Here is a 16,825-nt window from a genome sequence, read left to right as displayed (position 1 = left end):
GCCGTCAGGTGTCGAAGCCTGCGAGGTTGAGGCGTTCGAGCAGGCTGGGCTTGCGGGCGTGCGCCACCCGTAGCTCGGCCAGCCGGTGCTGGAACGACGAACTGTCCCCGTAGCGTTCGCTGAGTTCGCGCAGGTCGACGAGGAGTTGAACGGCGGTGTCGTATTCGCGGGGCTTCTTCGTGGCGATGAGTTCGTCGACCCGTTGCCAGGCGGCGGGTTGGTCGACCGCGAGAGTGTCGAGGTGCCGTTGCCGGGCAGCTGCGGCGGACTGTTCCCGGCGAGCCCGGTCGCGTTCCCGCTGCTCGGCATCCCGTCGTTCCCGCACGGCGCGCAGCTCCGCGGCGGTGGCGAGTAGTTGACCGGCAGTACGGGTGGCCGTCGGGGTGGACGCGTCGGTGGGATGCGCGTCGCGGTAGCTGCGCAGTAGTCGGTTTCGTAGATGGCTGTCGCCACCGGTGATCAGGTCGGTCAAGATGGCGTCCTTGTCCCGAGCGGGCAGCCCGACGACCCAGGTGCGTAGTTGCACGGCGGTCGGTTCGCCAGAGGCGTCCGGCGGCGATCCGGCGGCCGCAGCCGCGATCAGGTCGGGGTCGATGCGCAGGAACTCGGCGACGGCGGTGAGGGGCGCGTCGAGGGTGTCCAGCCCGGCGGGGACGGGCGGTTCGGGCTCGTCGTCGGCGATGTCCTCGGACTGTACGCAGCGCAGCCAGGCGAGGTAGAGCAGGCGCAGGTCGCCGGCGGCGAGGCTGGCCCGGACCGGGATGATCGAGGTGAGCAGGCCGTGGCCGTCGAGGTCCCACTCGTCGGCGCCGTCCTCGTCCTCGTCGTGCAGGTCGATGATGACATGCTTGCCGGCCGTCCACGCGGATGCGCTGTCGCCCTGGCAGTACTGGGCCACCATGGCGAGGTCGAGCACGTGTTTCGGTAGCCGGAGCATGAGCTGGCGGGTGCCCCAGTTCGCCAGGTACAGGTGCGCGTCGAAGTACCGTTCCATCAGCGTGCGCGGGTCGCCCTTGAAGTCGCCCCACTCGTAGGTGTTGACGAAGCTGGTGGCAGTGATGTCGGCCTGTGTCGACAGCGACCGCAACTCGGCCCGCTCCCGGCCGGTGAGGGGACGGTCGACGGCGGTGAACTCGTAGTACTGGTACTCGCTCACCGTGGCCTACCTCCCGGCCCAGTGCCGGTAGGCGTCGATCCACGCGGCACCGTCCGGCATAGGGGTGGGTAGCGGAAGGTCGAGAAGACCGACCCGTTGCCGGTGGCGGCCTCGGGCGCAGACCGCGGCGATGCTGTCCGCGGCCAGCTCGATCTTGCCTATGGTGACCTCGACGCCGAGGACGGTGGTGGTGAACGGCACCGCCAGATGCTCCTCGATCATGGCGAACAGGCCGGCGCGCTGGTCCTCGTGACCGTCCGTGTCGACGGTGGCTTCCTCGATCATCGCCTCCGGCGCGGCGGTCCCCTTCGATGCCATCGGCGGAGGATAGCGGACCGGTGCCGGGGTGTTCGGAGCCTGATACGCGAGGATGGTCGGCATGGGTTCGGTGGCCGAGTTCGTCGATCTTCGGCGGGTGGTGGAGCGGTTACGGGCGGAGAACGCCCGGCTGGCGCGTCTGCTGGAGTTGCGCGGCCAGGACACGTCTGCGGCGCCGGAGCAGTTGTCCGCGCCGGTTGAGCCGCCAGGGCTGGTCACCATGGCTTCGCCGACTCGGGACAAGCTGACGTTGTTCGCCGACCGGTTCCGGGCCCGAACCGACGTGTACGCCGTGCGGTGGGACAACGCCCGTACCGGCGCTGCCGGGTGGATGCCCGCGGTCGCGGGCGGCTGGCGTAAGGGTATGGACCGGCGGGGTGCCACCTACCTGCCCCGCACGACGGAGGTCGTCGCGGCGCATCTGGTCGGCGACGTGTTCATGGGCCTGTACCCGCTGATGCCCGGCAACACCTGCCACTTCGTCGTGGCCGACTTCGACGGGCCGACGGCGATGCTCGACGCCCTCGCGTACGTGAAGGCGGCACGGGCCAGCGTGGTGCCCGCCGCGTTGGAGATCTCCCAGTCGGGCCGCGGCGCCCACGTGTGGGTCTTCTTCACCGGCGCTGTTCCCGCGGCCACCGCGCGCGCCGTTGGCACGGTTCTGCTGCGCGAGGCGATGGTTCTGCGCGGGTCGATGGATCTGCGGTCCTACGACCGGCTGTTCCCCAACCAGGACGTGCTGCCCGAGGGTGGCTTCGGCAACCTCATCGCCGCGCCGCTTCAGGGTCGCCGCCGCAAGGACGGACTGACCACCTTCCTCGACCTCGGCACCCTTGAGCCGCACGCCGACCAGTGGGCGTTCCTGTCAACGCTGGATCGGCTCAGCCCCGGCGAAGCCGAACACGTCGCCCGGCAGGCCAAGCACGCCCTCACCGGCGCGGACGTCGCTACGATGAGCCGGTCCACCGCGACCCAGGTCCGCCCTCCGCTCCCTGCGGTGGTCCACGCGGAGGCTGGTGCCGGGCTGAGCATCGACGTCAGGCAGCTCACGCCCGCCGCGCTGGCGACGTTCAAGCACGCCGCCGCCATGACCAACCCGAAGTTCTACGAGCTGCAGCGACTCCGCAAGTCCACCTGGGACACCCCACGCTTCATCCAGGGCTACGACCTCACCCTCGATGATCGCCTGGTGCTCCCGCGGGGACTGCGGCACACCATCGCCACGATCGTCGAGCGCGCCGGGTCGCGGCTGGCCGTCACGGACGCACGAAACTCCGGGACCGAGATCGACACCGCGTTCACCGCCGAACTCACCAGCAGGCAAGCCAACGCGGTCGGCGCGCTGCTCGCCCACGACGACGGGATCCTGGTCGCTCCACCCGGCTCCGGCAAGACCGTCATGGCCTGCGCCGTGATCGCCGAACGCAGCACCTCCACCCTGGTTCTCGTCGACCGCAAAGCCCTAGCCGACCAGTGGCGCACCCGCATCGAGCAGTTCCTCAGCATCAAGCCCGGTCAACTTGGCGGCGGCCGACGCAAGCTCACCGGCACCGTGGACATCGCGCTGCTGCCCTCCCTCGCCCGGCGCGACGACGTCGCCACCCTGACCCAGGGGTACGGGCACGTCATCGTCGACGAATGCCACCACCTCGGCGCCGCAGCCTACGAGCACTCGGTCAAACGGATCGCCGCGCAGTTCTGGCTCGGCCTCACCGCCACCCCCACCCGACGCGACGGCCTCGGCCAACTCGTCACCTGGCAACTCGGCCCCGTCCGCCACACCCTGACCGACGAGGAACAAGGCACCCTCGCGGCAGCGATGCACACCGACGCCGGACCCCGTCGAGCGCTGTTCATCCACGAGACCACATTCCAGCCCGGCGACGTCGACCTGGACGCGCCCGGCGCGCTCGCCGAAGTGCACCGAAGACTCGCCCTCGACGAGCCCCGCAACACCCAGATCGCCGACGATGTCGCCGCGGCCCTGACCCGCGGTCGCAACTGTCTCGTCCTGACCCGCCGGGTCGCCCAGGTCGAGACCCTCACCGCCCTGCTCGCCGCACGCGGACATCAGGCGCTCGTGCTCCAAGGCGCGATGAGCACCCGCGATCGGCGGGCCATCGTTGACCGGCTCGACGGCGCGAAGGCCGGCGACGGCCTGCTCGTCATCGGCACCACACCGTTCATCGGTGAAGGCTTCGACGCCCCCGCCCTCGACACCCTCTTCCTCGCCGGCCCGATCTCCTACGACGGCCTACTCGTCCAATGCGCCGGCCGCGTCATCCGCGCCGCGCCCGGCAAGGACCTCGCCGAGGTCCACGACTACCACGACCCGGCCACCCCCATCCTCGCCGCCTCACTCCCACGCCGCATGCCCGGATACCGGGCCCTCGGCTTCACCCGCACATGAGTGCATCCGATCGTGATCACCTTGGCTGGTCCCGCCGGCTATGGGGTGTGACCAGACGAGCAACCAACCTCAGCCGGCGCAGGACGTCACCCCAGCCGCCGGCGGACTACCGACCCTACGGCGACCTGCGGCCCTACGTGGTGGCCGAAACCCTTGCCGAACTGCACGGCCCGACCGGAGGCACGGTGATGCTTCCGCGCCATCTCGACTGGTCCGGGCACGCCGAGTACGACCTTGACCGGCCCGCACGGCTGGCCAGCATGTACAAGGTGGTACTCACCGAAGCCAGCATCGTCGAGGACCTGAACACCTGGCTCGACGCCGACCTCCTCCGACGGCTTTGGCCCACCCTCTGGCTGCCATCCCAGCTCCGCCAGCGCTGGGAGGACACCTTCCCCGAACTCGCCATCACTTGCAACAACGTGACATAGCGGTAGACCCTTGCAAGAACGCCCCAGAGGCCCCGCAAATCGAACACCGAGCCGCCGCATTTCGAACGCATTCTTGCCGCAAATCGAATGCGAGGGCCCTCGCAGATCGAAACCCTACTGGCTATCATGATGTCGTGCCGACACCGCACCTGATTCCACGTCGGGCCGCCGCGCAGGTCGACGCCGCGCTGACCGACACCCGCGTCGTGCTGATCAGCGGAGCACGCCAGACAGGCAAGAGCACGCTGGTCCGCATCGTCGCCGGCGATCGTCTCGCCGAGCGCCGCGACCTTGACCGGGCACAGGACCGGGCGGCGGCGATCGCCGACCCGGTCGGCTTCGTGGACTCCTCCGAGCTCCTGGTCGTCGACGAGATCCAGCGCGCCCCGGAGCTCCTACTGGCCATCAAGGCAGCCGTCGACGAGGACCCGCGCCCTGGCCGGTACCTGCTCACCGGCTCGTCCCGCCTCTTCGGCATGGTGGCCGCCCCGGACGCCCTGCCCGGCCGGATGGAAACCGTCGAACTCTGGCCGCTGTCTCAAGGCGAACTCGACCAAGCGCCGGACGGATTCGTCGATGCCATTTTCGCGTTCGGCCCGGACCTGCGACACGAGTCGGACGTGACCCGCGCCGACTACGCAGCCCGAATCGTGCGCGGCGGCCTACCCGAGGCGACCACCCGCACCGACCCACGCCGCCGCCAACGATTCCTCGACGCCTACGTCCAAGCGCTCATCGACCGCGACGTCCGGCAACTGTCCGACATCCAGCACAAGGGCGAACTCCGCAAGCTGGTACGCCTCCTCGCGGCCAGATCCGCGACCATCATCGCCGCCAACTCCCTCGAATCCGCCCTCGGACTGAGCCGGCCGACGATCGCCCGCTATCTCCAAGCTCTGGAGGAGATCTTCCTGATCAAGCGGATCCCCGGCTGGTCCCGCAACCTGGGCACCCGCGCCACCGCCGCACCGAAAATGATCTTCGTCGACTCGGGTATCGCCGCCAACGAGACCGCGACCGACGCCCGGGCGCTGCTCCGGCCGGGCGCACCATTCGGCCCATTACTCGAATCATTCGTCCTGTCCGAACTCTCTCGCCAGCTCACCTGGTCCGAGCAGCCCGTTGACCTGTCTCACTACCGCGACCAGAGCAGGTACGAAGTCGACGCGGTGCTCGAGAACAGAACCGGCCAGGTCGTCGGGATCGAAGTCAAAGCAGCCACCACCGTCGGTCCCGACGACTTCCGCGGGCTACGGCGCCTCGCCGACCGCCTCGGCGACGACTTCATCGCCGGCATCGTCCTCTACACCGGCACCTCCACGCTGCCGTTCGGCGAAAGACTCCGCGCCATGCCGGTCAGCGCCCTATGGCAGGTTTCCGCCTCGACAGCAGGCTGACCTCGCTCGCAGGCCGCTCCTCAGCTGTCATGGGAGTGGGCATGCCCCTCAGCCGGGCGGGGGAGGTGGTGTGGTGGCGACGAGCAGGGTGAGTTCCCGGACCAGGTCGTCCAGGGACTGGCCGGTCTGCGCGCGGACCAGGCCGAGGGCGAGGTCGGCCAGTAGGTAGAAGCCGAGCGTGCGGGCCTGGTCGGTCTCGAACGACGCGAGCAGCGCCTCGGCGCCGGCGAGGTCACCGCGGTGGCGGGCGGCGATGACCCCGGCGGCGCGTTGCACGAGGTCGGCGGCGACCGGAACCGGACCGGTCACGCCGGTCAGAGCTTCGGCGCGGCGGCGCGGGCGGCCTCGAAGCGCGCGGTGACGTCGGCCCAGTCAACGAGGTTCCACAGCCGGTCGACGTAGTCCGGGCGCACGTTGCGGTACTGCAGGTAGTAGGCGTGCTCCCACGCGTCGAACACCAGCAGCGGGGTGGAGCCCTGCCCGACGTTGCCGTGGTGGTCGTAGACCTGCTCGACGATCAGCCGCTGCCCGAGCGGCTCCCAGGCCAGGACCCCCAGCCGGAGCCCTGCACGCCCTTTGTCGCCGCGGACAGCTGGCCGGCGAAGCCGTCGAAGGAGCCGAAGTGCTCCTCGATCGCCGCGGCGAGCTCCCCGTCGGGGCGGTCCCCGCCGTCCGGGGACAGGTTGTTCCAGAAGATCGAGTGCAGCAGTGCCCGGACAGGTTGAACGCGAACATCTTCTCCAACCCGACCAGCGCCGCGAAGTCACCCTTGTCCCGGGCCTCGGCGAGCTGCTCCAGGGCGTCGTTGCTGCCCTTGACGTACGCCGCATGGTGCTTGCTGTGGTGCAGCTCCAGGATCTCGCCGGACATCGCCGGCTCCAGCGCACCGTAGTCGTACGGCATGTCGGGCAAGGAGTAGACGGCCACCAGCAACTCCTCACACCCATCGTCGACACCGTGAGCTGGGCGGGCACCCCGGCGGAAGTGCAGATCATCGCGTGCCGGAGCACCCGCCCACTGCTGCCAGCATTACGTAGTTGCCAAGCTTTGGCAATAAGGACGAGCCACGCCGCGATGAGGCCGGACGTACAGCCGGGCGCAACACGTCGCACGAGACCGACACCGCGGCCCACGGGAAAGTGGCGCTGAGCAGCGCTTATGCACTTCTGCTGGGCTTCAGCAGGCGATCACAGCGGCGCGCGGGCGCGACCGGCGCAGAACACCTGAAAAGAGAGAAGCCGCAGGTCATCGGCCTGGGGCTACACACGGAGCGTCGGGTTAGGAAACCGATGCTCTATCCCCTGAGCTACGAGGGCGCGAGGGCACAGTCTAGCGACCTGGGGGGCCACCTGGGCTGGCAGGGAGTGGCCCGGGTTCACCCACGTTCCCTGTACCCCTGTTGTTCCAGGCCAGGACCACAGCCCGAGCAGGGAGCGGCACCCCGTCACGGGTGAGCACCCGGCCGGACAGGACGACACACTGCTCGGCCTCGGTGAGCCAGGACCACCGCCGACGATTCAGGGGTGCGGCCGGCCCGGTCCGCGCGAGGCGGACCGAGCGGTGATCACCCAGAGACCTTGCCCGTCAAGGTGGGTGAGCCTTAAATTGCATCGATGATCCTCGACGAGGACCCTCGACCTGACCTTCCTCCGGGCTCTAGCCACGGCGGTCCGCGATCCGAGGATCTTGACGGCCTTGCCTACCTGCGTGGACTGTCGAGGCGCGGGTTCCTCACGAGCGCCGCGTTGGCGGCGTCCGGCTTGTCGGCCGCCTTCGGCCTGCTGCCTGACTCCGCGCGTGCGGGCGGCAGTTATCAGCGGCCGTGCGGGAACGCGCGCATCTCAAGCTCCTGGCAGGATCACCGGAACCGGACGCCGCCCTCGGGTGAGCCGGGCACCGACTATGCGGTCGCCAAGGGCACTCCCGTCATGGCCGCTGCGAACGGCACGATCCGTCTCGTGAAGACCGACACCTCCACCGCGACCGGACGCGTCGTGGGGATGGCCCACGACGACGGCAACTACAGCCGACACCTGCACCTCTCCTCGATCACCGTCTCCACCGGCCAGCGTGTGTCACGGGGCCAGACCATCGCGTACACCGGCGCCTCGGCGAACGGCAGTGACTCCGGGGTCGGACCGCACGTGCACACGAGCCTCTGGCTGAACACCGGTGGTCCGACAGATTTCCGGGCGACGGTGGATTTCGAGAACTACGTCGGGGATGTCACCGCCCCGAACCCGCCCGACCAGGAGGTAGACGACGTGTTCATCGCGAATGTGAAGGGCAGCTGGTACCTGGTGATTCCGCAGGGCACCGGTAGGCCGCGGGCGGTGGTCCTCGGCGGCGACAGCAACGCCGCCGCTTCCGGCCTCCCCGTCCTGAACTTCAGCTGGGACCCGTCGATCAATGCGCTCAGGGCCGCGGTCGACGGCATCGGCTGATTCAGCAGTCGCCGAGCGGACGCCGGAGGTCTACGAGCGCGACGGTCGGCCGGCGCGCCGGCGCTCGGTGAGCCGTCGCGCCTTCACCGCATTGCCGCAGTCCGCCATGCGGCACCAGCGACGGGAGCCGTTGCGGCTCTGATCCAGGAACAGCCAGCCACAGCCACCTTCGCCCACCGGGCAGCGGCGCACCCGGGTCAGGTCGGCCGTCACCATGACGTCCCGGGCCGCCTCGGCGAGCCGGTCGGGCACCAACATGGCCGGAACCGTGCCGTAGGCCAGCCGTACCCGCGACGGCTCGAGCACGAAACGCGCCCGAGCGGCCGCACCGGACCAGCGCTCGTGCAGGGCGACCAGCGCTGCGCCGGCCGCGACAGGATCACCTGCCGGGTCACCGTCCGCGTCGGTGGTCAGGGCGAGCAGGACGACATGCAGCCCTTCGCGGATGTCCCGCACCGCGGCGAGCCCCGCGTGCGCCGCCGCCGGCTCGTCGCGCCAGACCCTGCTGACCTGGCGGAACTCCGCGTCGCTGAGCACGCCCACCCGGCTTGACCAGCGCAACAGGGCGGAGCTGTCGGACAGGAAGTCGTGCGGCGGTGAGCTGCCCCCTCGCTCGAGGGTGTTGACCAGATCGAGCACCGGGTGCCCACCGACCAGCGGCAGCTCGGAAACATCGAGCGGCATACGGCGATGCTACCACCTAAAGCATTCATGGTGGTTGACCTTCCTCAGGGTTCACCCTCCGAGCGATGCGGTGAGGCGTGCTGACCGGCCCATAATGTCTCGGCGACCAGATCGATACGCCACGAGGGAGACCGACATCGATTGATCAATGCTACCGTCTAACCTGGATTAGCTGGAATCAGCTTGGCGGACGCCTAGCGTCCACGGGATTGGGAGGTAGCCCATGGCGCACCCTCGACGGGCGGCCTATGCCCTCGCCGCGTTGTCCGCAGCCACCTTCTGTTACGTCACCACGGAGGTGCTGCCGATCGGGTTGCTCACGCTGATCGCGTCCGACCTGGGACGGTCCAGGTCCGAGGCCGGCCTGCTGGTGACCGGGTACGCCGTGGTGGTCATGATCGTGGCGCTACCGCTGACCCGGATCACTCAGCGATTGCCACGGCGCCCGCTACTCGTCGGCACCCTGGGGGTGTTCGTCGCAGCGACGACGGTGTCGGCCTTCGCGAACTCCTACGAGGTGCTGCTCGCCGCACGGCTGGTGTCCGCCACCACCAACGGCGTCTTCTGGGCGGTGGTGTTTCCCGTGGCGATCTCGATGTTCCCCGCGAACATCCGGGGCCGCATCGTGGCGCGACTCTCGATCGGCAACGCGCTCGGGCCGGTCCTGGGTGTACCGCTGGGTACCTGGTTGGCCGGGCAGTACGGTTGGCGGTCCGCCTTCGCCGCGATGGCCCTCCTCGGCTTCGCCATCTGCGTTGCGGTCGCCCTGCTCCTGCCGAGCGGCGGTACACCGCGCGAGAGCCCCGGAGACCTCGGGTCGATGCCGGACCGGCACCGCTTCGTCGTGCTCCTCGCCGCCACCGTTCTCGCGGTCACCGGCGCCATGGGCGCGTTCACGTACATGACCGTCTTCCTTCTCGACGTGAGCGGCTTCGCCGCAGCCTCGCTCGGCGCGTTGCTCTTCGTCCAGGGCTCGTTCGGCGTCGTCGGCACCTGGGCGGTCGGCCGTGTCCTGGACCGGTTTCCGCTCGGTGTCGTGCTGGGTCTGCTCGGGCTGATCACCGCCGCGCTGCTCTGTCTCTGGGCGATGGGCGCGAGCAAGGTGGCGACGATCCCGTTGCTCGCCGTGGCCGGGATGTCGTTCAGCTCGCTGATCGCGGGCATCCAGCACCGCATCATGCAGGTCGCCCCGTCGGGCACCGACATGGCGTCGGCCAGCCTCAGCGTCGCCTTCAACGTCGGCCTCGCGGCCGGATCGCTCATCGGGGCGGGTCTGCTCGCGACGGCCGGGGTACGCGTCGTCCCGCTGTTCGGTGGACTGCTGACGGCCACGGCATTGGCGCTGCTCGCGGGTCACGAACTGTCCCGTGCGAGAAGAAGCGGGAGAGCGCCACTGGAACACGTACCCCGGGATGCGACACGGCCCGGCGCGGAGGTGGTCCTCCGCCCCGGGCCGTGACACGGGCTATGTTCAGGCGGCCGCGCAGCTGGCCGTCGCGCCAGGACCGGTGCCGGTGCCCTGGAAGCCGAAGTTGGTCGACTGCCCGGCGCCCACGTGTCCGTTGTAGCCCACGTTGGTGTACCGGACGGTTCCGCTGGTGCCGCTGGCCTGCGCGTTCCAGACCCCGGTGACCGCGGCGCCGCTGGGCAGCGTGATGGTCACGGTCCAGCCGTTGATGTCCGCGGAGCCGGCGGTGACCGTCACGCTCGCGGTGAAGCCGCCGGACCACTGGTTGAGCGCCACCGACGCGGAGCAGCCGTTACCGGTCGGCGGCGGCGTGGTGGTCGGGGGCGGGGTGGTCGGGGGCGGCGTGGTGGGCGGCGGCGTGGTCGGCGGGGCGGTCGTCGGCGGCGGGGTCGTCGGCGGGGCCGTGGTGGGCGGGTTCGGTACGCCGTTGGCCAGGCTGAAGGCCAGGTCGGGCTGGAAGGAACCGGCCGTGTAGCGGCAGCCGTCGGCCTCACCCGGAGGCTTCACCCAGAGGTACGCGTCGATGTTGCTGTCGCCGGTGTTCGTCGTCGGGTACATGCCGATGCGCCGGTCGGTGTTGTCGTCACCGCACCAGTCTCCGCTGGCGCCACCGTTGCGGCTGGTGTCGATCACCTGGCGCTTGCCCGAGATGCCCATGCCGTTGAGGGAGGAGATCACCGCTCGGCCGAAGTTCGCCTCGCTGGAGGTCGGGTTGTAGTTCGACACGTTGCTGAAGAAGCCGTCGGCGTACTGCACCCCGGCGGCCCGGAGCCGGTTGGCCGTCTCACCCGCGCTGTTCCAGGTGGAGTGGCCGGCGTCGAGGTAGACCTTGGCGTTGGGGTTGGCCGACTTGATGGTGCGGGTGGCCGTCGAGATGGCCTGGTTGCGGGCGTTGATCTCGTTGCTGTTCAGGCAGGTCAGCAGGGCGAGCGAGTCGGTCTCCAGGATGATGATGACCGTCCGGTTGCCCAGCCCGCGGGAGAAGTTGGACACCCAGCTCTGGTACTGGTTGAGGTCCGGCGCCCCACCGGCGCTGGCGCCGCCGCAGTCCCGGTTGGTGATCTGGTAGACCGAGAGCACCGGGATCTGCTGGGCCGCGTTGGCGGCGTCGACGTACGCGGCGGCCTCGGACTGCGCGGTCGAGATGTTGAAGTTGGCGAACCAGCGGGCCTGCGGCTGGCTAGCGATCTTGTCGCGGATGACGGCGGCGCGCGAGTCGCCGGGGTTGGCGGCGACCCAGCGGACGACCGCCGACGTCGGATCGCGGTAGAGCGGCCCGGAGATCGTGCCGGCGGACGCGCTGCCGACGGCGAGGCAGACGCCGGCAGCGGTGGCGCCCGCGACCGCAGCCACGCTGAGGGCCGTGGATCTGCGCCGCCGGAGGGAGAGGATAGCCACGTCGTGTTTCCTCCTGATCACATTGATGTATCTAAGTTCGTGGGAGCGTTCCCATGAAGGTAGCGGAGGCGCGCGCCGCTGCCAAGGTGCGCGAAACTTTCGGTCCGGCGCTACCAGTGGGCGCTCCTCGGCGGACGCGGACGCCGTCTCATGCCGCTCCACGCAGCAGGACGGTGACGGCCACCCAGACGACGACCAGCCCGACACCGAGCCACACCTGCCCGAGCAGCGCGAGCATCACGCCGCCGAGCACGAACCACCCGGCCTGGAACGCCCGCTTGGCCGGCGGGCGGAGCGGCACCCGGGCACGCGGCGAACCGAGCGCGCCCCAGAGCCCGGCGAGCAGCGACGGCACCGCGACCGCGGCGAGGAGGCGGGCGGGGAGAGGCGCCCCCAGCGCCCACCCCCAGCGGACGCCGACGGCCAGCACCGCCAACTCCAGGAGGAAGAGCAGGCACAGCGCGAGCCCACGAATCGGGCCCACCGACCCCGGCCGGGCGACCCATCCGGCCTTCTCGACCACACCTTGGCTATCAGTCATAGCCTCAAAGCTAATGTTATTAGCTAGAGTCGTCAAGCGCTTGAGGGACCTCCCGCGTATCGACCCACGTCAGATGGAGCGCCATGCTGCGTCGGGGGCCGCAAGAGGAGGAAGAGATGGCGACGTTCGTGCTCGTGCCCGGCGGCTGGAAGGGTGGCTGGGCGTTCGAGGCGGTGGTCCCGCTCCTGGTGGACGCCGGCCACCGTGTGCACGCCCTGACCCTGACCGGCCTACGACCGGGTGACGACAACGCGACGGTGGCGACCGCCAACCTCGACACCCATGCCGACGACGTGCTGCGGCACCTCGATCAGCACCGGATCACCGACGCGACGCTTGTCGGCCACAGCTACGCCGGCATGGTGATCGCCGCCGCCGCCGACCGCGCGGAGGGCCGCGTCGCACGCCTGGTACACCTCGACGCCTACGTTCCGCGCGATGGCGAGTCGTGCTGGTCGGCGACGAGTGACCGGTTCCGGGAGATGTTCGCCGCCGGCGCGGCGGCCACCGGCTACGCCGTCCGACCGCCGGCCGGTGGCGACCCCCGCCGTCGGCCGCACCCGCTCGCCTCGTTCCTACAGGCGATCCGACTCACCGGCGCTGTCGCCCAGGTCCCGCGCCGCGAATTCGTCTACTGCTCCGGCTGGGACGGCACCCCCTTCCGCGAACTCCGGGCACGACTCGACGGCGACCCCGACTGGCAGGTCCACGACCTGCCCACCGGGCACGACGCGATGCGTGAAGCGCCGGAGGCGGTCGCCGCCCTGTTGCTCGACGAGTGACCCAAGCGACGTTCTAGGGCCGGCGGCGGCAGCCGACGAGCAGCCGGGCCACCATGTCCTGCGCGTCGGCACGTTCGTAGCCGGGACCGAGGATGCACAGATTCCCTACCGCGCGCATGAGGGTGTGCGCGGTCACCGCCGGATCGATGTCGCCCGCCGCCACGCCCGCGTCGATCAACGACGCGCAGGCGGGGACGAGGCTGTCGAGCATGAGGGTGTGCAGGGTGAGCAGGCTCGGGTCCTCGGACTGCAGGGCGACGCCCAGACCGTGCTTGGTGACCAGGAACTCCACGAAAGCGCCGATCCACCGGGTCAGCGCCTCGCCGGCGGGAATGGCGTCGTCCCGCAACGCGGCGGCGAGGGCGACGCACTCGTCGATCTGGTGGCGGTAGACCGCGACGACCAACTCCGCCCGGCTCGGGAAGTGGCGGTAGACGGTGCCGAGACCCACCCCCGCGCGTCCGGCGATGTCCCGGATGGGTGCCTGTACGCCCTGCTCCACGAAGACGGCGGCGGCTGCGGCGAGGAGAGCCTCGCGGTTACGCCGGACGCCTTCGTGACGCGCGCCGCGCGAGTCGGTCACAGCCCCTCCTTGTTGGCGGAACATTGTTCCGCTACGGTTGACGGAACACGGTTCCGCCAAAGTATGGCAGACCGACCTACCCGTAGAGGAAACAGCGCACCATGCACACCGAACAGGCAACCCAGCGGCTCGTAGCGGTCAAGCCCATCCGGGTGCCGACCGTGGGACGCGGCATCGACCTCGCCGTCAAGGTCACCGCACCGACCTTTGGCCGGGACCTCCCGGTGATCGTGTTCTCGCACGGCAACGCCTGGTCGATGGACGGCTACGAGCCGCTCGTCGACAGGTGGGCGGCGGCCGGGTTCGTCGTCGTCCAACCCACCCATCTCGACTCCCGGCGCAACGGCATCGGGTTCGACGACCCGCGGTTCGGCACCATCTGGCGGGTACGGATCGCCGACCTGCACGCGATCCTGGACAACCTCGGGGGCATCCTCGACGAGGCGGGCCTGCGCGGCCGCGCCGACGAGGGACGGGTGGCCGCCGTCGGGCACTCCTGGGGCGGCCAGACGGTCGGTACCCTGCTGGGCGCTCGCGTGCTCGACGCCGACGACACACCGGGCGAGGACTTCTCCCACCGCACGGTCACGGCCGGCGTCCTCATCGCGGCGACCGGCACCGGCGACAGCCTCACCCCGTTCGCGGCCGAGCACCTGCCGTTCATGCGTCCCGACTACTCCACCATGACCACGCAGGCCCTGGTCGTCACCGGTGGAGAGGACCGGTCGGCGATGTCCACCCGCGGGCCGGACTGGTTCACCGACGCCTATCACCTCAGCCCTGCGCCCAAGAGCATGCTCACCATCACCGAGGGCCACCACACCCTCGGCGGCATCGCCGGCGAGAGCGTCGCCGAGACCACCGACGAGGACCCGGCGCGGGTGGCACTCGTCGCCGACGCCGTCTCCGCGTACCTCCTGAAGGTTCTCGGGCTCGACGGCACCGCGTGGCAGGACCTCGGCGAACGCGCCGCGACCAGCGGCGGCGCCTTCGCCATCGAGCAGAAGTAGACCGCCGGGCCGGACGTCGGTCGACGGCACACGTCGAATCCGACGCACGTATCGTCGCAGGATGAGCGACCCGACACCCGGTCTCGACGCGGAACAACTCGGTGCGTACTTCGCCCTGATGGAGGTCAGCAGCCTCCTTCAGTACGCGGTGGACGAGCACCTACGCGCCGACGGTGACCTCAGCTACGTGCAGTTCCAGCTCCTGGCCCGGCTGGTGGACGCACCCGAGGGCAGGCTACGGATGACGGATCTGGCCGACAGCGTCGTCTACAGCCGCAGCGGGCTCACGTACCAGGCGGGCCTGCTCGACAAGCGGGGCCTGATCACCCGCTCGCCGTCGCCGGACGACGAACGCAGCGTCATGGTGACCGTCACCGACGCCGGCCGGGAACTGGTCGCCCACGTGCTGCCCGGTCACGTCGACCGCGTCCGGCAGTTGCTCTTCGCGCCGATCAGCAAGCGGGACCTCGCCGCGATCAGCGCGGTTCTCGGCCGCGTCCGGGACCACATGCGCGCCAACCCGCCGCGATCCGCCAAGCCCCGCCCGGGCCGCGCCAAGCGCTGAGGGCCCTGTCGGCCGGCTCACAACGACCACACTTGCTTCGAACATGAAGCATGCTATGGTCAAGAGGTGCTTCGAATACGAAGCATAGTGACGAGAGAAGACGAGGGCCCTGTGATGAAGGCAGTGCGTTTCCACGAGTACGGCGAGCCGTCGGTCCTGCGCTTCGAGGACGTCGAACAGCCGGTCCCCGGCGCCGGACAGATCCGGATTCGGGTCGCCGCCACCTCGTTCAACCCGGTGGACGGCAACATCCGTGCCGGCTTCATGCAGGGCCCCATCCCGGTGACGCTGCCGCACACTCCCGGTTTCGACGTGGCCGGCACGGTCGACGCCCTCGGCGCGGGTGTCACCGGTTTCCAGGCCGGCGACCGGGTCATCGGGTTCCTGCCGATGACGGAGGCCGGGGCGTCCGCCGAGTACGTTCTCGCACCGGCCGACGTCCTGACGCCGGCACCGGCGAGCATCCCGCTGGCCGACGCCGCCGCCCTGCCCGCGGTCGGCCTCACCGCCTGGCAGGCGCTCTTCGACCACGCGAAGCTGACCACCGGGCAGCGCGTGCTGGTCAACGGCGCGGGTGGCGCGGTCGGCAGGTACGCCGTCCAACTCGCCCACCACGCCGGTGCCCACGTCATCGCCACCGCCGGTCCGGGCAGCAGCGAGGCGGTCGCCTCGGCGGGCGCCGACGAGGTCGTCGACCACACCACCACCGACGTGGCCGCCGCGGTCGCCGAACCGGTCGATGTGGTGCTCAACCTGGCGCCCATCGACCCGGCCCGGCTGGCCGGGCTGCTCACCCTGATCCGTCCTTCCGGGGTACTGGTCAACACGACCGTCTGGATGCCCGCACCCAGCGACGAGGCCCGGGACGTACGCGGCGTCGACCTCTTCGTACGCAGCGACGCCGGCCAACTCGCGCACCTGGTGAGCCTGGTCGATTCCGGGGAACTACACGTCGACATCGCCCGGCGGGTGCCGCTGGCCGGACTGCCGGCCCTGCACGCCGACGCGGCGATGGGGGCGCTGCCCAGCGGCAAGGTCGTCGTCGACGTGCTCGACGCCTGATCCCATCCCGTCATCGACCGAGAGGACCGCGATGATTCCCGACGACGACCCGTCGCGCTCGCTGACCGTGGCGAGCCCCGACGACCCCGGCACGACGTACGTCTCGCTGGTGGGCAACACGTACGCCATGCTGATCACCGGTGCGCAGACCAACGGGGCGTACTGCCTGATCGAGATGCGCGTGCCGGACGGTGGTGGCCCGCCGCCGCACCGGCACGACTTCGAGGAGATGTTCACCGTCCTCGAGGGCGAGATCGAGTTCACCTTCCGGGGCGAGAAGCACGTCGTACCGGCCGGGTCCACCGTCAACATCCCGGCCAACGCCCCGCACAACTTCCGCAACGTCTCCGGTGCGCCCGCCCGCATGCTGTGCATGTGCACGCCCGCCGGCCAGGAGGAGTACTTCACGCGGATCGGCGACATCGTCGACGGCTGGGACGCGCCGCCGCCGCGACTGTCGCAGGACCAGCTCGCGGAGCGCCGTCAGCGCGCCGTGGACCTGGCACCGACCTATCGCAGCGAATTCCTGTAGCCGGCCACGGCGGTGACCGCACCCGTACGTGCGATCACCGCCGT

The 16,825-nt window shown here is 70.1% G+C and carries 16 protein-coding genes and 3 pseudogenes; 10 read left to right on the top strand and 9 right to left on the bottom strand.

Going from position 1 to position 16,825, the window contains the following annotated elements; all coding sequences use genetic code 11:
* Positions 1-4 precede the first annotated feature (4 nt).
* Both ACN263_RS01775 and ACN263_RS01770 read right to left on the bottom strand, forming a co-directional pair.
* Positions 5-1,156, bottom strand: a complete 1,152-nt coding sequence (locus ACN263_RS01775; protein ID WP_422738087.1) for a hypothetical protein — start codon at positions 1,154-1,156, stop codon at positions 5-7.
* A 6-nt stretch (positions 1,157-1,162) separates the two neighbouring features.
* Positions 1,163-1,474, bottom strand: a complete 312-nt coding sequence (locus ACN263_RS01770; RefSeq protein ID WP_422738086.1) for a hypothetical protein — start codon at positions 1,472-1,474, stop codon at positions 1,163-1,165.
* 61 nt (positions 1,475-1,535) lie between these two features.
* Here ACN263_RS01770 and ACN263_RS01765 point away from each other — a divergent pair, with 61 nt between their 5' ends.
* From ACN263_RS01765 to ACN263_RS01755, 3 genes and pseudogenes are all read left to right on the top strand, one after another.
* Positions 1,536-3,884, top strand: a complete 2,349-nt coding sequence (locus ACN263_RS01765) for a TOTE conflict system archaeo-eukaryotic primase domain-containing protein (protein ID WP_422738085.1) — start codon at positions 1,536-1,538, stop codon at positions 3,882-3,884.
* Positions 3,885-3,937: 53 nt separating this feature from the next.
* A pseudogene (locus ACN263_RS01760) lies at positions 3,938-4,315 on the top strand (hypothetical protein); the annotation flags it as partial.
* 134 nt (positions 4,316-4,449) lie between these two features.
* Complete coding sequence (locus tag ACN263_RS01755; RefSeq protein WP_422740565.1) at positions 4,450-5,712, top strand: ATP-binding protein; 1,263 nt, start codon at positions 4,450-4,452, stop codon at positions 5,710-5,712.
* 48 nt (positions 5,713-5,760) lie between these two features.
* Here the strand turns inward: ACN263_RS01755 and ACN263_RS01750 are convergent, their stop codons facing one another.
* From ACN263_RS01750 to ACN263_RS01740, 3 genes and pseudogenes are all read right to left on the bottom strand, one after another.
* Positions 5,761-6,021 carry a superoxide dismutase gene (locus ACN263_RS01750; RefSeq protein ID WP_422738084.1) on the bottom strand — a complete coding sequence of 87 codons (261 nt, stop codon included), beginning with the start codon at positions 6,019-6,021 and terminating at the stop codon, positions 5,761-5,763.
* A 5-nt stretch (positions 6,022-6,026) separates the two neighbouring features.
* Positions 6,027-6,346: pseudogene (locus ACN263_RS01745) on the bottom strand (superoxide dismutase).
* A 131-nt stretch (positions 6,347-6,477) separates the two neighbouring features.
* A pseudogene (locus ACN263_RS01740) lies at positions 6,478-6,582 on the bottom strand (superoxide dismutase); the annotation flags it as partial.
* Positions 6,583-7,325: 743 nt separating this feature from the next.
* On the opposite strand from ACN263_RS01740, the gene ACN263_RS01735 reads away from it, so the two are divergent.
* The gene (locus tag ACN263_RS01735; protein ID WP_422738083.1) at positions 7,326-8,156 is read left to right on the top strand and encodes a M23 family metallopeptidase; all 831 of its coding nucleotides are present in this window, start codon (positions 7,326-7,328) and stop codon (positions 8,154-8,156) included.
* A gap of 30 nt (positions 8,157-8,186) precedes the next feature.
* Here ACN263_RS01735 and ACN263_RS01730 read toward each other — a convergent pair whose 3' ends face one another.
* Positions 8,187-8,840, bottom strand: coding sequence for a CGNR zinc finger domain-containing protein (locus tag ACN263_RS01730; RefSeq protein ID WP_422738082.1), 654 nt, complete (start codon positions 8,838-8,840; stop codon positions 8,187-8,189).
* A gap of 223 nt (positions 8,841-9,063) precedes the next feature.
* Between ACN263_RS01730 and ACN263_RS01725 the strand changes: the two genes are divergently transcribed.
* Positions 9,064-10,299: an MFS transporter gene (locus tag ACN263_RS01725; protein WP_422738081.1), complete on the top strand. Its 1,236-nt coding sequence runs from the start codon at positions 9,064-9,066 to the stop codon at positions 10,297-10,299.
* Between the two features lie 12 nt (positions 10,300-10,311).
* Here ACN263_RS01725 and ACN263_RS01720 read toward each other — a convergent pair whose 3' ends face one another.
* Both ACN263_RS01720 and ACN263_RS01715 read right to left on the bottom strand, forming a co-directional pair.
* The gene (locus ACN263_RS01720; protein WP_422738080.1) at positions 10,312-11,661 is read right to left on the bottom strand and encodes a glycoside hydrolase family 6 protein; all 1,350 of its coding nucleotides are present in this window, start codon (positions 11,659-11,661) and stop codon (positions 10,312-10,314) included.
* Positions 11,662-11,854: 193 nt separating this feature from the next.
* Positions 11,855-12,247 carry a YrdB family protein gene (locus ACN263_RS01715; RefSeq protein ID WP_422738079.1) on the bottom strand — a complete coding sequence of 131 codons (393 nt, stop codon included), beginning with the start codon at positions 12,245-12,247 and terminating at the stop codon, positions 11,855-11,857.
* 116 nt (positions 12,248-12,363) lie between these two features.
* On the opposite strand from ACN263_RS01715, the gene ACN263_RS01710 reads away from it, so the two are divergent.
* Positions 12,364-13,029, top strand: a complete 666-nt coding sequence (locus tag ACN263_RS01710; RefSeq protein ID WP_422738078.1) for an alpha/beta fold hydrolase — start codon at positions 12,364-12,366, stop codon at positions 13,027-13,029.
* A gap of 13 nt (positions 13,030-13,042) precedes the next feature.
* On the opposite strand, the gene ACN263_RS01705 is transcribed toward ACN263_RS01710, so the two are convergent.
* Complete coding sequence (locus ACN263_RS01705; RefSeq protein WP_422738077.1) at positions 13,043-13,636, bottom strand: TetR/AcrR family transcriptional regulator; 594 nt, start codon at positions 13,634-13,636, stop codon at positions 13,043-13,045.
* 77 nt (positions 13,637-13,713) lie between these two features.
* On the opposite strand from ACN263_RS01705, the gene ACN263_RS01700 reads away from it, so the two are divergent.
* The 4 genes from ACN263_RS01700 (at position 13,714) to ACN263_RS01685 (ending at position 16,781) form a co-directional block, all read left to right on the top strand.
* Positions 13,714-14,622, top strand: a complete 909-nt coding sequence (locus ACN263_RS01700) for an alpha/beta hydrolase family protein (RefSeq protein WP_422738076.1) — start codon at positions 13,714-13,716, stop codon at positions 14,620-14,622.
* Between the two features lie 61 nt (positions 14,623-14,683).
* Positions 14,684-15,187 (top strand): MarR family winged helix-turn-helix transcriptional regulator, encoded by a 504-nt coding sequence (locus tag ACN263_RS01695; RefSeq protein WP_422738075.1) that lies wholly within the window; start codon positions 14,684-14,686, stop codon positions 15,185-15,187.
* Positions 15,188-15,301: 114 nt separating this feature from the next.
* Entirely contained in the window at positions 15,302-16,249 is a 948-nt protein-coding gene (locus ACN263_RS01690; RefSeq protein WP_422738074.1) for an NADP-dependent oxidoreductase, read from the top strand.
* Between the two features lie 31 nt (positions 16,250-16,280).
* On the top strand, positions 16,281-16,781 hold the full coding sequence (locus tag ACN263_RS01685) for a cupin domain-containing protein (protein WP_422738073.1): 501 nt from the start codon (positions 16,281-16,283) through the stop codon (positions 16,779-16,781).
* Positions 16,782-16,825 lie beyond the last annotated feature (44 nt).

The sequence above is a fragment of the Micromonospora sp. WMMD729 genome, from assembly GCF_049315225.1.
Lineage (GTDB): Bacteria > Actinomycetota > Actinomycetes > Mycobacteriales > Micromonosporaceae > Micromonospora.
Note: the sequence above shows the minus strand (reverse complement) of the source record. Positions and strands in the feature narration are given on the sequence as shown.

Bases quoted from the DNA above. Each gene is read 5' to 3' on its own strand.
- ACN263_RS01770 (WP_422738086.1), bottom strand. From the start codon at position 1,474: ATGGCATCGAAGGGGACCGCCGCGCCGGAGGCGATGATCGAGGAAGCC.
- ACN263_RS01765 (WP_422738085.1), top strand. From the start codon at position 1,536: ATGGGTTCGGTGGCCGAGTTCGTCGATCTTCGGCGGGTGGTGGAGCGG.
- ACN263_RS01735 (WP_422738083.1), top strand. From the start codon at position 7,326: ATGATCCTCGACGAGGACCCTCGACCTGACCTTCCTCCGGGCTCTAGC.
- ACN263_RS01730 (WP_422738082.1), bottom strand. From the start codon at position 8,840: ATGCCGCTCGATGTTTCCGAGCTGCCGCTGGTCGGTGGGCACCCGGTG.
- ACN263_RS01725 (WP_422738081.1), top strand. From the start codon at position 9,064: ATGGCGCACCCTCGACGGGCGGCCTATGCCCTCGCCGCGTTGTCCGCA.
- ACN263_RS01715 (WP_422738079.1), bottom strand. From the start codon at position 12,247: ATGACTGATAGCCAAGGTGTGGTCGAGAAGGCCGGATGGGTCGCCCGG.
- ACN263_RS01710 (WP_422738078.1), top strand. From the start codon at position 12,364: ATGGCGACGTTCGTGCTCGTGCCCGGCGGCTGGAAGGGTGGCTGGGCG.
- ACN263_RS01705 (WP_422738077.1), bottom strand. From the start codon at position 13,636: ATGTTCCGCCAACAAGGAGGGGCTGTGACCGACTCGCGCGGCGCGCGT.
- ACN263_RS01700 (WP_422738076.1), top strand. From the start codon at position 13,714: ATGCACACCGAACAGGCAACCCAGCGGCTCGTAGCGGTCAAGCCCATC.
- ACN263_RS01695 (WP_422738075.1), top strand. From the start codon at position 14,684: ATGAGCGACCCGACACCCGGTCTCGACGCGGAACAACTCGGTGCGTAC.
- ACN263_RS01690 (WP_422738074.1), top strand. From the start codon at position 15,302: ATGAAGGCAGTGCGTTTCCACGAGTACGGCGAGCCGTCGGTCCTGCGC.
- ACN263_RS01685 (WP_422738073.1), top strand. From the start codon at position 16,281: ATGATTCCCGACGACGACCCGTCGCGCTCGCTGACCGTGGCGAGCCCC.